Here is a 14,043-nt window from a genome sequence, read left to right as displayed (position 1 = left end):
AATCTGGAAGAGAAAATGCATATTTTCTTACTAGAAAGCTTCATGTCAAACAAACAACAAAATCATTTATGAGAATCACTTATCTATCCTTTTTAGTTTTCTTTCCATTTATAATTTTGGCGCAAGGCAATACAGTCACCATAAATGATCAAGATTTTAAGAACAGCTTATTACTACATAAAGAATTAGTAAGCATCCCTAACCTTCCTGAAAATAATGAATTGATGCTTAAAAATATCAATTGGGTTGCTAATCAGTATAATAAATTAGATTTTAAAACCAGCCTATTAGAAACGAATACCCTTCCAATATTACTGGCTGAAAAAGTATATAACCCGAAATATAAGACGGTTCTGTTCTATTTTCACATTGATGGGCAGCCTATAAACCGCGATTCCTGGGATCAAGAAGATCCATTCATACCTATGTTAAAGGAAAAAAATTCAAATGGAGAGTGGCAAAATATTGAATGGGATGCTTTAAATGGAAATATAGATGAGGAATGGCGAATCTTTGCACGAGCAGCAGCCGATGATAAAGCACCTATAATTATGCTCTTATCTGCACTTAAGATTCTTAAAGACAAGAATGATTATCCAAAGTTCAATGTGAAAATAATTTTTGACCCAGAAGAAGAATACGGTTCTGATGCATTATTATCGACTTTAGATAAATATAAAGAGCGATATGCTTCTGATATTTTTATAGTGATGGATGGTCCAGCTCATAATTCTAATAAACCAACGCTCACTTTCGGATGTAGAGGAATTGCAACTTGTTCAATTACCACTTTTGGTTCCAAACTACCTCAGCATAGTGGACATTTCGGAAATTATGTGCCAAACCCTGTCTTCAGCTTGGCCAAACTTTTATCAAGTATGAAAGATGAGGATGGGAAAGTTTTGATTAAGGATTATTACGAAGGCATCAACATAGATAATGAAGCAGCTGAATTATTAAAAGCTGTCCCATTCGATTCCATTGCTTTCAACAATGAATTAGGAATCCATGCTTCTGAAAAAGTTGGCAGAAATTACCAAGAATCCCTGCAGTATCCCTCTTTAAACGTTAGGCAAATTGGTACATCATGGACAGGAGAAGGATTAAAAACGGTTATACCAGAATATGCAGTAGCAAGTATAGATGTTCGGTTAGTACCGGAAATAGATGGCAAAGTTCAGTTGCAAAAGATTAAAAAACATATAGAACAAGAAGGATACTATGTTATAGACAGAGATCCTACGGATGAAGAAAGAAGAACCTATCCAAAAATTGCAAAGTTCAATGCATCCCCTGGTCTGAATGCCTTTAGAACTAGTCCTGATCTTGATTTCGGAAAAAAAATCAGAGCACGATTTACTGAAGACTTTGGCTATGAGCCTATTGTAATGAGGATGATGGGCGGTACTGTTCCTATTGTACCGTTAATAGATGAATTGAATGTGCCTACCGTAATTGTTCCAATGGTAAATATGGATAATAATCAACATAGTCCAAATGAAAATATAAGACTTGGAAACATGAGACAAGGAATAAAAATATGTCTCTCTATTTTAGAAATGCAGCTATAATATTTCATGCCGATATTTGGCTGATATTTTGGAAAATTAAACCTAAGTCGGTTATTTCAAATAATAAGCATTTGTATAAAAAAGTGATATTTTAGAGATTAATTAAAAAAAACTAAGTCTACACTTTCGCGTCCCTACTCCATGCTACTTGCGAACCAAGACCGTTGAGAAAAATAATATAATGAATAACAAATTGAAAATTATCAGAACTTGGAAAGGCTGGACTACCATAAAAAATGCTTCCATCTATGAAGACATGTTAATTAATGAGGTGTTCCCAACTGTGAAAAAGAATGGAGTAACTGGCTTAGAAAAAGTTAGTATTTCTACAAAAAACAAAAAGGATGAGGTAGAATTCTTTCTGATTCTTCAATTTGATTCTCTTAATTCCGTAAAATCATTTGCATGTGAAAATTATGAAAAAGCTTATATTCCTGATGATGCAAAGCAAGTAAATAAATAATCCTCGAGGCAGAGCCATCGAGGTATTCAACGGAAGAAAGTTTTAACATTTTATGAAAACCAACCGTTTTCAAACTTTCCTCTAATACCTCCGATGCAGAGCATCGGGGAATTCTAATGATATAAAAAAGCCTTATGGGAAGGATGTGAATAGAATTCACCGTCTTTTAAAAAACGATGTGCCTCTTAACGAGTATCTTTTACTTTCTAATCCAGCATTTTATCATTTTAACTTAAATGCTGAAACTTCGGGGTTTATAATATTAGAAAACAATTCTTATGATATCAAAATTCTTCCTTATTTCTATAAGGACTTGAAGTCTTATAAACTAGAAAATTCTCGGGAGAAGCCTGAAAATTCAAAAATTGAATTAAAAGAAAAGCTGATCTCACTATTGAGAGAAAATTAGCGGTACCTATAGAGTACCTACATAATTTAATTCGTAATTTCAGATATCGCAAATTGTGGGACGAATCACTTACAGATATAAAATTTGATGGGGCAAAGGTCAATCGTATAGGCTCCGGGCATACCTGTATAATTGGTGATCTAAAAATGGATTTTAAGACTATAGAAAACAGGCATTATAAAGCAGAACAAGCCTACGGAGAAAGGACGGAGAACCTGCCAATGACTAAGGCTTATAAATTTTATATTCTATTGGATGCAGTTGATTCAAATACAACTAATGTTCGCGTGATCAATATTATAAAATTGACCTGGCTTGGATGGCTAATGAAGAAATCAGTTTTTAAAAAGATAAAGAAAAATTGGGCGGGAAAATTAAAAAATCTAGAAGAATTAGGGCAAAAATCTCAAACTAATTCAATTAAACCATAAAATATTCACAAATGGGTAATTTTTTAGTCATTAAACCGACTTAATAAAAGAATATTAACCAATCAATTATGAAATGAGCATAACGCGAATACGATACAAACATCGATGAAAGATATGAGAACTGTAAATGATCATTATAAACAATAAATATCTATATATGAAAAATGAATTTACAGGAATAAAAGCAATCTACGTAAATTGTACTTTAAAAAAATCCCCGACAAAAAGTCACACCCGTGATTTGATGGAGGTTTCAGTTAAAATTATGGAATCCGAGGGAGTAAAGGTAGATGTCATACGTTTAGCAGATTATGATGTACCGGTAGGTGTTCAACCTGATATGACCAAGGAGGGCGAACAAAAAGACGACTGGCCAAAATTGTATGAAAAAATAATTTCTTCAGATATACTGGTGATAGGTACTCCTATTTGGCTAGGAGAGCGTTCATCTATTGCTTCCAAATTAATAGAACGTTTATATGCAATGAGCAGTTTTCAGAATGATAAGGGACAATATGTTTATTATGGTAAGGCCGGGGGCTGCATGGTTACCGGGAATGAAGATGGTATAAAACATTGTTCCATGGGAATTCTATATGCGCTTCAGCATTTGGGGTACAGTATTCCGCCGCAAGCAGATGCCGGTTGGATTGGGAAAGTAGGCCCTGGGCCAAGTTATGGTGATACCGAATGGAATGGAGAAAAGAAAAATCCACCTGTAGGCTATGATTCAGAATTTACAAATCGTAATACAACGTTTATGACCTATAACTTATTGCACTTGGCTAAAATGTTAAAAGATAATGGAGATTATCCGGCTTATGGAAATTCCAGAAAAAAATGGGATGATGGTACCCGCTGGAATTTTGAAAATCCTGAATATAGATAGAAGTTTATAAAACCGTCCAGAACTTCAAATCCTGCTTTTAGAGACCAATCAATACACCGATTATACCCTGCTTTTTCTCAGAATAATTATAGCGATCCTCTTATTTTCTAGAAAAAAAGGTTTAGTTACCAATCCTAAAGAGCGTGGTAAAAGTGGGGACATGTCCAAATCAATGGCATTTTTGCTGGGAATTATTGAAATGATTACTGCTATTTTCTTGACTTTTGGTATTTTTACTCAGATAGGCGCAGGCCTTATTATCGTCTCTATGCTTGGTGCAATCTATATGAAAATATACGTCTAGAATACGCGATTATACTGAACAAGGGTTTGGATGGCACTATGACCTCTTAATCCTATTAAGTGCTTTAGTGCTTTTTACCACCTTTGAAGGTGCTTAAGTAATCCTTTAAAACTTAATCTTTTTTAAATAATAATTATATGGCTAAAAATGTATCTGAACAATTATTGGACATTCTGGTAAATGTTGGCGTAAAACACGTATACGGAGTTACGGGGGATGCCCTTAATTTTTTTGTAAAAGCGATTGAAGAACGTGAAGATGTGGACTGGATAGGAATGAAGCATGAAGGGAATGCCTCTTATGCAGCCTTTGGTGAAAGTCAGACATCCGGGAGACTAGGTGTATGTGCCGGAACGGTGGGGCCAGGAGCCCTTCATTTAATCAATGGGCTTTACAATGCCAAAAAAGAACGGACCCCAGTTATTGCGATTACTGGGCAGGTGGACCAAAGACAACAAGGCACCAGCTTTTTTCAGGAAGTGGATTTAAAAAAGGTGTTTGATGATATTTGTGATTATCAGGCCATTATTAAAACACCAGAACAAGCTCCTATGATTATTCAACGAGCAATTAAGATTGCATTGGCCAATAATTCGGTTTGCAGAATAGAATTACCGGCAAATGTGGCAGAGATGAAAGCTGAAAATCAACAATTTATACATCCTATAAAAAAATATTCCTCACGTCTGGTTCCCCGGGAAGAAACAGTTATAGAGGCTGCTTCGCTTTTAAATAAGGCAAAAACAGTAGGTATTTTAGCAGGGGATGGTTGCCGTGAAAGTCGGGATGCAGTACTGGAACTATCTAAAAAACTGAAAGCACCTATAACCCATAGCCTTCGTGCCAGCGATATTTTTGACCACGATACAGAGAATGTGGTTGGGCTTTCCGGACTCATAGGAAACCCTTCGGGTTACAATGCGGTGATGAAGTGTGATTTGCTGCTCATGTTGGGAACCGATTTTCCCTATATCGACTTTCTGCCACATGACACTGAAACCATTCAAGTAGATATAAGACAAGAAAATATTGGAAATAGGACGGCTGTAGACTTAGGGGTTTGGAGCGATATCTCCTCTTTTTTAGAAATGCTCCTTCCGAAAGTACATGAAAAAGATGATTCTGATTTTAATGAAAAATTGAAACAAAGTTTTAACGATTGGAGAAATAACATGAAAGATCAAGCTTCTCCAGAACGTGATAATGAACCTTTGCATCCGCAAATCTTTGCGGGTTTCGTGAATGAACATGCATCCAATGATGCTATTTTCACAGTAGAAACCGGAACTTCCGCAATTTGGGCTGCTCACCATATTTCTTTTCATAGCCAGAGACGTGTAATTGGCTCTTTTAACCACGGTTCTATGGCAGTAGGCTTGCCCGCGGCCATTGGAGCGCAATTTGCCAATCCCAATCGGGAAGTTTGGTGTCTAAGTGGAGATGGGGCTTTCAACATGGCAATGCAGGATTTTATAACAGCCGTTAAATACAACCTACCTGTAAAAGTGCTCATCTTTAATAATTCTGAACTTAGTTTTGTAAAACTGGAAATGGAACAGGTAGGATTGGCTCCAAGCCTGGACGCGTTACATCAGAGCAATGTTAATTTCGCTGAATACGCCAGACTATCTGGTGGGGATGGCGTGAGGGTAGAACATGCCAAGGACATTGAAGCAGCTATTATTCAGGCAAAAAATAGTAAAAAAGCATTCATTATAGACGCTGTGGTTAGTAGCGGTGCGTTATCCTTACCTCCTCATATAGGTCTTAAAGAAGCAGTAGGTTTTGGAACCTCGAAATTAAAGGAAGTAGGACAGGTGATAAGCGGTGATAAAAGCCAGTGGGAAAATTTGAAAAAGGAGCTACAATCCTATTTTGATTAATTTAAATTATACTATGAATAATAGATTTCTTGATGTGCATAAAGTAGTTCATGAAATGAGTAGGGAGACCTGGAGAAATCTTAAGGATTTATATTTTAAAAACCCACAGGTAATTTTTCAAAAAAAGTTGTCAATGTTCCCTCTATAAAAATGATATTTTTAAATAAAATCTTTAACTCAAAAAAGGTCAACCTATTTTAGGACAAAACAGAGATGGAACCAAAAGGAAAAATCGTGGCAATAGGCGGAAATGAAGAAAAAGGAAGTGATCTCCTACCCTATAACAAAAATCAGTCTCAGCGGTTCGTGTTCTTTGAGCAGGGGATTCTAAAGCGTATACACGATGAATTGTATGGTATCGGCACGCGCATTGAAGTCGTAACGACAGCTACTAGTATTCCCGACGAACTGTACCAGGCTTACCTGCATGGGTTCATGATATTAGGCTGTGACAATGTGGGGCACCTTGACATCAGGAATAAAAAGCAAGCTAATAGCCAGGAGATGCTGCAGCGATTAAAAAATGCTGATGCCGTGATGTTTACAGGTGGCGATCAGCTAAGATTAATCGCTGCTTTCAGCAACTCAGAAGCCCTAAAACTGATGACTCACCGCTACTTCCACGAGGAGAAATTCTTAATTGCTGGCACCAGTGCTGGTGCCATGGCTCTGTGCCAGGTTATGATAGAAGGTTCTACTGAGGTAAAGCCCCTAATAAAAGGTATTGTGTCAGTGGGTTCAGGACTCGGCTTACTGCACAGCGTAATCATCGATACTCACTTTGTAAAACGAAGACGCATCCCCCGTATGATTGAAGCGATTGCCATGCACCCGAAATTGTTGGGTATTGGCCTGGGGGAAGACACCGGTATCCTTATCTCAAAAGGGAATGAAATAGAGACGATAGGTTCCGGTCTGGTAGTGATCCTGGACGGCCGAGAGCTTCAGGAAAATAATTTCTCTCAGCTTAAAGCTGGAGAACCCCTTTGCATGGAACACCTTATCATGCATGTACTCCCTAATGGCAGGAGCTATTTTATTGATAAGGCTGGGAAAAAAGTTGGAAATCGAACGCTCCGGAATGGCTAAGCAGGGAAAACTCTGAAGGGAAAGGAAACTTTTAAGTAAAATACTGGAATAGGGAATGGCAGCAAATCATCTGTGGAAATGTATCTTCTTATGTAATAAAATAATTCAGCCCAACGAGTCCGAGGGTGCCTTGAAAGAAATATATTCCCAGCTAGAAAAGCAGCGTGGGCAAATAGCCGAAGTGCATAAAATTCAAAGCCTTAGGCCAGAAAGTATTGTAAAACATATGGATTTGTATATGGAGATTATGTATTCCAAATTTGAACTTTCTAGGACCCAAAGGGAAATGATGGCTGTTGTGGTCTCTAAAACCAATAATTGCAACTATTGTATAAAGCACCATGCCAGTGCCCTTCAGATGTATTGGAAGAATGAAAACAAGATTGAACGCCTGAAAAAAAAATTCTCAGTATAGAGCTTTCTGTCGAAGATCTGGCGCTGTGTCTTTTTTCTTGAAGCCTAACCAAAACCTTTTATAATCGATGCGATTACGAATCCGGGCGAGCTTTCCCTGCCGCCAGATATTACTTTAGAAGAAGCTTGGGGTTTTGGCAAATTCAAAGTCAAGGAAATCCTGTTGGCTGTTATAGGCACAGAAAAACAACCTTATGGACGAGTTTAAAATTCTAAAAAAAATATAACCTTAATTCTTACAAAATTTTATTTATGAGAGAAGCTATAAAATTTACCTTCATCGCCCTACTAATTCTTGGTGTCATAGTTTTTACGGGCATTTTTCCCATTTGGGGATTTTCAATTATGGGTATTGCCGTATTTGCATTAGGTATCTACGACCTTACGCAAACAAAACATACCATTCTTCGAAATTTCCCTGTTATTGGCCATATGAGATATCTATTGGAATTGATTGGCCCAGAGTTGCATCAATATTTTGTAGAGAGTGATACGGACGGAAAACCGATAGATCGAAACCACCGATCCTATATATATCAACGGGCAAAATTGGAAAAAGAAACACATCCATTTGGAACCGAACTCAATGTGGAAGCCGAAAATTTTAAATGGATGGAACATAGTATCTATCCTGCTAAAATATTGGATGCGCCACCACTTATTACCGTTGGTGGCCCAACCTGTACGCAACCTTATTCGGCCAGTTTATTGAATATTTCTGCTATGAGTTTTGGTGCAATTAGCAAGAATGCCGTTTTGGCGTTGAATAAAGGTGCGAAAGCCGGAAACTTTTTTCATGATACGGGCGAAGGTGGGATTTCAGAATATCACCGTCAAGGCGGAGACCTTGTTTATGAAGTGGGAACGGGATATTTTGGATGCCGAACCGAAGACGGTAATTTTTCCGCAGAAAAATTCAAGGAAACGGCCGCTTATCCCGAAGTCAAAATGATCGAGATTAAAATTTCGCAAGGAGCAAAACCGGGACACGGCGGAGTTTTACCCGCGGCTAAGAACGATGAAGAAATTGCAGAAATACGTGGTATAGAACCACATATCGATGTGATTTCGCCTCCAGGACACAGCGCTTTTAGCGATGCCAAAGGACTTTTAAGGTTTGTACAGCAAATGCGTGAGCTTTCCAACGGAAAGCCTATAGGTTTTAAATTGTGCATCGGTAAAGAAGAAGAATTTATCGAGATCTGCGAAAAAATGGTAGAGACGGGAATAAAACCAGATTTTATCACCGTTGACGGTGCAGAAGGTGGAACTGGTGCGGCGCCTATAGATTTTACCAACTATGTTGGTATGCCTTGGGAAAAGGCTCTTATTTTTGTGGTTGACCAATTGAATGGGTATGGACTTAAAAAAAACATTAAGGTATTAACAGCAACCAAAATAATAACCGCCTTTGATATTTTTAAAGCGCTGTGTCTTGGCGCCGACGTTTGTAACTCGGCTCGAGGAATGATGATCGCTTTGGGATGTATTCAATCGCTTAAATGCGATACCAATAAATGTCCAACGGGCGTTACAACCAACAATCCATCGCTAATGCGCGGTCTAGTGGTCGAGGATAAATGGGAACGGGTAAAAAACTATCATTACAGAACGCTTCATGATTTCTTAGAGCTCTTTGCAGCGGCAGGTTGTACAAGCTGCGATCAACTTCATAGAAAATTTATTCATAAGAAAATTGGAGATGAAATATTTTCCTATGAACAGCTCTATCCAACGGTTTCCGATAGTGCTTATGTAATAAAAAATAGTGGGAAATAAACTTAAATAATTGCAGCGTGGGCAAATAGCCGAAGTCCATAAAATACAAAGCTTGAGGCCGGAAAGTATTGTAAAGCAATTGGAGCTTTATATGGAGATCATGTTCAGTAAATCTGAACTTTCCAGTCTTCACATTTAATATATAATTGTTGGATGGTCAAACTCCAGTTTTGAAGTGTGCTGGTCAATTTCTGGTCAATGTTCTTTGTGTCCATAAACACCAGTTTTAACAATACCATTTCACTAGTGAATCCTCTGGTCTTGGTCACCTTTCACACTTGTAGATGGAAGTCCTCAGGGCAAACGCATTAAAAAAAGTTTAAGTTAATTGGGTAAAAAAGAGTGCCAATCACTTAAAAAACCAGCAGAATATTTGCTGTTTTCAGTTTAAAATATTGTATATTATACTGATAATCAATATTTTACACATTTAAAAACCGCCCAAAAACTAAAGACCATATTTGGTCAAATACCCGACTTTAGACGTTCCCACAAGCAACTTTATGATTTGGAAAGCATCCTTCTCATCGGGATCATTTCAGTAATCTGTGGGGCAGATTCATGGAACGAAATGGAAAACTATGCCAACTCAAAAGAAGAATTCCTTAGCAGCTTCCTTGATCTGCCCAATGGCATCCCTTCGCACGACACATTTAATCGCGTTTTTTCCAATATTGACAGTGATCAATTTGAAAAGTGCTTTATACAATGGGTCAGTGATCTTGCACAACTCCAGCCCAGGGAAATCATTGCCATAGATGGCAAAACAATCAGGGGTGCCAAAGCTGGCGGTAAAAAATCCCCGGTGCACATGGTCAGTGCTTGGGCAAACGACAATAATTTGGTCTTGGGACAAGTCAAGGTTTCTGAGAAGTCAAATGAGATTACTGCCATTCCAGAATTATTAAAGGCCTTGTCCATAGAAAACACCATTGTAACCATTGATGCCATGGGATGTCAGACAGAAATAGCCAAGGCCATCGTCAATAAAAATGCAGACTATATCTTGGCCGTAAAAGACAATCAACCTCAGTTGCTGGAGCATATTGAAGATGAATTTAGATTTGGGAAAACCATGGAATCAAACCTTGTCCAAGAACTGGACCATGGCAGGATAGAAACCAGGACATGCAGTGTGATCGACAACTTTCAGTTTATTGAAAAGACCAATAACTGGGAAAACCTGACAAGTGTTATAAAAATAGAAAGCAAACGTGAGTTTAAAAACTCAGAAAAGCCTGCACAACATGCAATAAGATATTATATTTCAAGTATAAAGGCCAGCTCCCAAGATTTCCAAAAGGCCATTCGTTCCCATTGGTCCATAGAAAACAAGTTGCACTGGACTTTAGATGTTGCTTTTTCAGAAGATGCTTCTAGAAAAAGAACAGGCAACTCCACTCAAAATTTCTCGATACTCAATAAAATCGCATTGAATTTGTTGAAAAATGAAAAATCATCCAAAATAGGCGTTAAAAGCAGAAGGCTCAAAGCGGGATGGGACAACCACTATCTGATAGAAGTGCTGAATCTAATGAAAGTTTAATGCGTTTGCCCTGTGGAAGTCCTCTATATCATCGGCGGTCGACGCATTTTTTGCTACATTTAGTGGCATCATATCTATTAGTAGGTTGCTTTTGGGAATGGCAAGTGTTGGCGAACTTCCAAGTTTGTGGCAATTCCCAAAAGTATCCTAGAGCGCAACTACTGTGGGCTATAGCTGCCGAAGCAGGCTTTTTTTTATTGGGCGATTTTAAAATTGTGGCAGGAATATCATCACAGGGAGCATTAATTGTTTTTTATCGCTGTAAATATTGCACTTATTGTACTTCGGTTTAAAGCAACCGCCGAATTGTCTCATAGGTCAGCTAGTGAATTCCTCTTCAATAATAGGAGAAGAGATAGTAGGTCTCTTCTTCTATATTTTTTAAACTAAATCTTATTCCTTTAAAATACCTTTAGTATAAAGACTTATACTACAAAAGCTGGATCTAGTGCGAAATCTTTTTCTGCCCTCCTGTTTATACTTTTAAAGCTCAAAGTCCTTTATTTTGGCATCAGGATTAAATTCGTCCATTTTATTCCCATTTCCAGCTTTTAGCGGCCATTCTTTGTTGGCTAAAAGCAGCTTTTCCTATTGCTACTACATCAATTTCATTATTTGTTATAACCTGATTGGCCAGTTCCGAAGTGTTAATGTTTCCATTTTCGAAAACAGGTAAATTTGTCCTTTTTTTTGCCAGTCAGGCAAGAGAAGTCACTTTACCATCAAACGCAGGTGCATCAGCATGATTTTCAGTAACATGCAAAAAATCTATCCCAAAGGACTGAGCTATTTAAAAATGATCTCAGCATCTTTTTCAACATCTGCCCATTTGTGCTTAAAAAGAAGCAAATTTTAAACTCCAATGCTCTTATGCAATCTACTGCTGTCTAAAGACGAAATTCCTGTGATCAAGAAAGTCTTGCAGATTTTAATGCTTCCTCAAATTCCTCTGTGGTGAAAACATGACTGGTAATCATTCTCAGGTTTATAAGGGCAGCTTTAAAAGAATCGATTCCCGGAAATTTTGCACTTGCACTGGCATCTGCAATCACACCTACTTCAAAACCTTCTTCCAACAGGTGCCTGGTATGCGATTCTACACATAAATTGGTAGACATTCCTGCCATTAATACCTTTTCAATTTTATATTTTCTGAGTTGCAGGGAAAGATCTGTAGTCTGTGGACCATAAATTTTATGAGGATTGCAAATAACAATATTTTCCTTTTCCAGATGTATTTTAAATTCATCTAAAAAATCGGCTCCGGAGTTCTCAAAACCCTCCATATCCAGTCTGCCCTTTCGTTCATACATTCCTTTAGATTCCATAAATTTCTCTAGTGCGCCTCCAAATTTCCAACCTTTATCTGAAGGAAAGAAATAATGTGGGGAGATAAAGACTTTGATACCATATTCTCCGGCAAGTCTGAAAACTGTACTCATATTTTCGATCGTATTGTTCTCTTTAACACTTTCCTTTACTACCGGCCAAGCCACGCCATCGTCTCTCAAAAAATCGTTTTGAGGATCTGTAATAACAATTGCTGTATTTTTATCTATCTCAAAACCTGGATCAGGTAATCCATTTTCTTTGGCTGCTTTTATGGTTTCCCATTCTGTACTTTTCATAATTTTCTTTTTTTATTATAATTCATTATCACTTCTTATAAATATAAAGATTACAGGAGAAAAAAACTATCTAAAATTGTTAAACTGTAGGAATTCAATCTTAATGTAGGTTTAAGGAATTAATTTTCTCCTGTTCTAAACGGCAATTCTCAAGGTCTTCTAGGTCATAACTGTGTTTAGATGATACTCATAAGGAGTGGCTTTGTGACATGTCTATTTCCACAACGCCGTAGTCAATTATACACATGGCACCATCACTCCGAAATAACCAATATATTCTGCCACCATGATTTTAGTATTCATTAAAGCATTAAATCGTTTTGAACATAAAACTAAAATGAACACTATAATTTAGTTTGTAAATAAGATCTTTAAATTTCTAGTTTACTACAAAGTCTCTTATTCGGTCATTTTCATGCGTAACTGTTTATAATCATGTAGCCTTTGTTAAGAACGAGTCAAAATTTACTACGTCGTTTATTTTCTCTATTAAACCCGTGTCATCTTCATCCATATCAACATTTATAAATTCAAAATCTATGTTGTAGATTTTCTCTTCTGCAATCCGGACACCAATCTGCCCCATGAAATTTAAGTGAATTCATAGTCTACTAGATTAAAAATGATTACGCTTTCGTAAAAGCGTAATCATTTTTAAGAAAACCTGTAAGTATAAAAAAATAGGTCAAACTACTATACTACATTTTGCTTTTCTTTAACAGCAAGTCCTGCCAGAATACCAAATAGTGCAATGTGGATCATTATATTTATCCATTTACCTGAGGGAATGTGTACAAGGATTAATGCCATAAACATGACAAATGCGAGGAAACCATAGGCATACATAAGCTGCTTGCCTAAAAGCACCAAGATCCCAGCGATTAGCTCTAGTGCTGCAAGGATTGCGCCTAAAGCGTACGTACCTGTATCCCCCAAGAAAGCGAGACCACTTCCTTTCAACATGTCGGCCACAGCTTGGAGGCCCACACCGCCCAGAAAACCTTCGATAAATTTTTCCACGCCGCCCCAGACGAATAACAGTCCGATGCTTATTCTTATAATTAAATTTCCTAAATTCATATATTATAATTTTTTAGGTTAATTACAAATGTAGAAAATTTAATTTAAGAGATTACTATATATAATTCCTAAAGTATTATACATTTTTCCATTTTATTAGTTTCTTTGTATATGACTTTAGAATACCAAGATATTGCTGAGGGTGGATCTTTTATACTCACAAATTACAATAGCCAGCCAGGACAACGATTATTAAAGAAAAAGGATTTTTATAAAATAATCTGGGCGCAAGACCGGGACCGTACGCTTACCATAGATGGGTACGAGATTCATTTAATGAAATACCAAATGCTTTTTTGTACCCCCTAAATGTGTTACAGATTCCAAAGGAAACAGGGATAACATCTATGGTTTTCAATAAAGAATTTTATTGTCTTAAAGAACACGATGAAGAGGTTTCCTGTAACGGCTTATTGTTTATGTCGCATCCACAACCCTCCGTGATCAACTTGGACGAAATGCAGATTGAAAGTTACGAGCGGATGTTTGGGATCTTTAAAGAAGAATTTGAAATTAGGGAAAAAATTTAGGGCGAGATGTTGCAATTGATGCTAAAG

14 protein-coding genes are annotated in these 14,043 nt (G+C 37.2%); 12 read left to right on the top strand and 2 right to left on the bottom strand.

Features of this window, described 5'->3' with window-relative positions; all coding sequences use genetic code 11:
* The first annotated feature begins 68 nt into the window (after positions 1–68).
* The 10 genes from H033_RS0111675 to H033_RS0111620 all read left to right on the top strand — a co-directional run bounded on the left by H033_RS0111675 (position 69) and on the right by H033_RS0111620 (position 10,778).
* Entirely contained in the window at positions 69–1,571 is a 1,503-nt protein-coding gene (locus H033_RS0111675; protein WP_026838480.1) for a M20/M25/M40 family metallo-hydrolase, read from the top strand.
* Positions 1,572–1,752: 181 nt separating this feature from the next.
* A complete protein-coding gene (locus H033_RS20125; protein WP_051227897.1) occupies positions 1,753–2,034 on the top strand; it encodes a hypothetical protein in 282 nt (93 codons plus the stop codon).
* A gap of 145 nt (positions 2,035–2,179) precedes the next feature.
* Positions 2,180–2,443, top strand: a complete 264-nt coding sequence (locus tag H033_RS0111665) for a hypothetical protein (protein ID WP_196809437.1) — start codon at positions 2,180–2,182, stop codon at positions 2,441–2,443.
* Positions 2,444–2,496: 53 nt separating this feature from the next.
* On the top strand, positions 2,497–2,874 hold the full coding sequence (locus H033_RS0111660) for a hypothetical protein (RefSeq protein WP_026838478.1): 378 nt from the start codon (positions 2,497–2,499) through the stop codon (positions 2,872–2,874).
* A 157-nt stretch (positions 2,875–3,031) separates the two neighbouring features.
* On the top strand, positions 3,032–3,763 hold the full coding sequence (locus H033_RS0111655) for a flavodoxin family protein (RefSeq protein WP_026838477.1): 732 nt from the start codon (positions 3,032–3,034) through the stop codon (positions 3,761–3,763).
* Between the two features lie 441 nt (positions 3,764–4,204).
* On the top strand, positions 4,205–5,950 hold the full coding sequence (locus tag H033_RS0111645; RefSeq protein WP_026838476.1) for a thiamine pyrophosphate-dependent enzyme: 1,746 nt from the start codon (positions 4,205–4,207) through the stop codon (positions 5,948–5,950).
* A gap of 213 nt (positions 5,951–6,163) precedes the next feature.
* On the top strand, positions 6,164–7,039 hold the full coding sequence (locus H033_RS0111635; RefSeq protein ID WP_026838475.1) for a cyanophycinase: 876 nt from the start codon (positions 6,164–6,166) through the stop codon (positions 7,037–7,039).
* Positions 7,040–7,094: 55 nt separating this feature from the next.
* Positions 7,095–7,454, top strand: a complete 360-nt coding sequence (locus H033_RS20120; protein WP_051227895.1) for a carboxymuconolactone decarboxylase family protein — start codon at positions 7,095–7,097, stop codon at positions 7,452–7,454.
* Between the two features lie 251 nt (positions 7,455–7,705).
* Positions 7,706–9,232: an FMN-binding glutamate synthase family protein gene (locus H033_RS0111625; RefSeq protein WP_026838474.1), complete on the top strand. Its 1,527-nt coding sequence runs from the start codon at positions 7,706–7,708 to the stop codon at positions 9,230–9,232.
* A 394-nt stretch (positions 9,233–9,626) separates the two neighbouring features.
* On the top strand, positions 9,627–10,778 hold the full coding sequence (locus H033_RS0111620; RefSeq protein ID WP_081661816.1) for an ISAs1 family transposase: 1,152 nt from the start codon (positions 9,627–9,629) through the stop codon (positions 10,776–10,778).
* A gap of 908 nt (positions 10,779–11,686) precedes the next feature.
* Here H033_RS0111620 and H033_RS0111615 read toward each other — a convergent pair.
* Entirely contained in the window at positions 11,687–12,406 is a 720-nt protein-coding gene (locus tag H033_RS0111615; RefSeq protein ID WP_026838473.1) for a cysteine hydrolase, read from the bottom strand.
* A 693-nt stretch (positions 12,407–13,099) separates the two neighbouring features.
* Positions 13,100–13,486, bottom strand: coding sequence for a DoxX family protein (locus tag H033_RS0111605; RefSeq protein ID WP_026838472.1), 387 nt, complete (start codon positions 13,484–13,486; stop codon positions 13,100–13,102).
* Positions 13,487–13,597: 111 nt separating this feature from the next.
* Between H033_RS0111605 and H033_RS20115 the strand changes: the two genes are divergently transcribed.
* Both H033_RS20115 and H033_RS21025 read left to right on the top strand, forming a co-directional pair.
* On the top strand, positions 13,598–13,795 hold the full coding sequence (locus H033_RS20115) for a hypothetical protein (RefSeq protein WP_034886193.1): 198 nt from the start codon (positions 13,598–13,600) through the stop codon (positions 13,793–13,795).
* 2 nt (positions 13,796–13,797) lie between these two features.
* Positions 13,798–14,016: a hypothetical protein gene (locus H033_RS21025; RefSeq protein WP_051227893.1), complete on the top strand. Its 219-nt coding sequence runs from the start codon at positions 13,798–13,800 to the stop codon at positions 14,014–14,016.
* The last annotated feature ends 27 nt before the right edge of the window (positions 14,017–14,043 follow it).

Origin of the sequence: Gillisia sp. JM1, from assembly GCF_000424645.1 — a bacterium.
Classification (GTDB): domain Bacteria; phylum Bacteroidota; class Bacteroidia; order Flavobacteriales; family Flavobacteriaceae; genus Gillisia.
The sequence above is the reverse complement of the archived record's forward strand: the minus strand, read 5'-3'. Positions and strand labels throughout refer to the sequence as shown.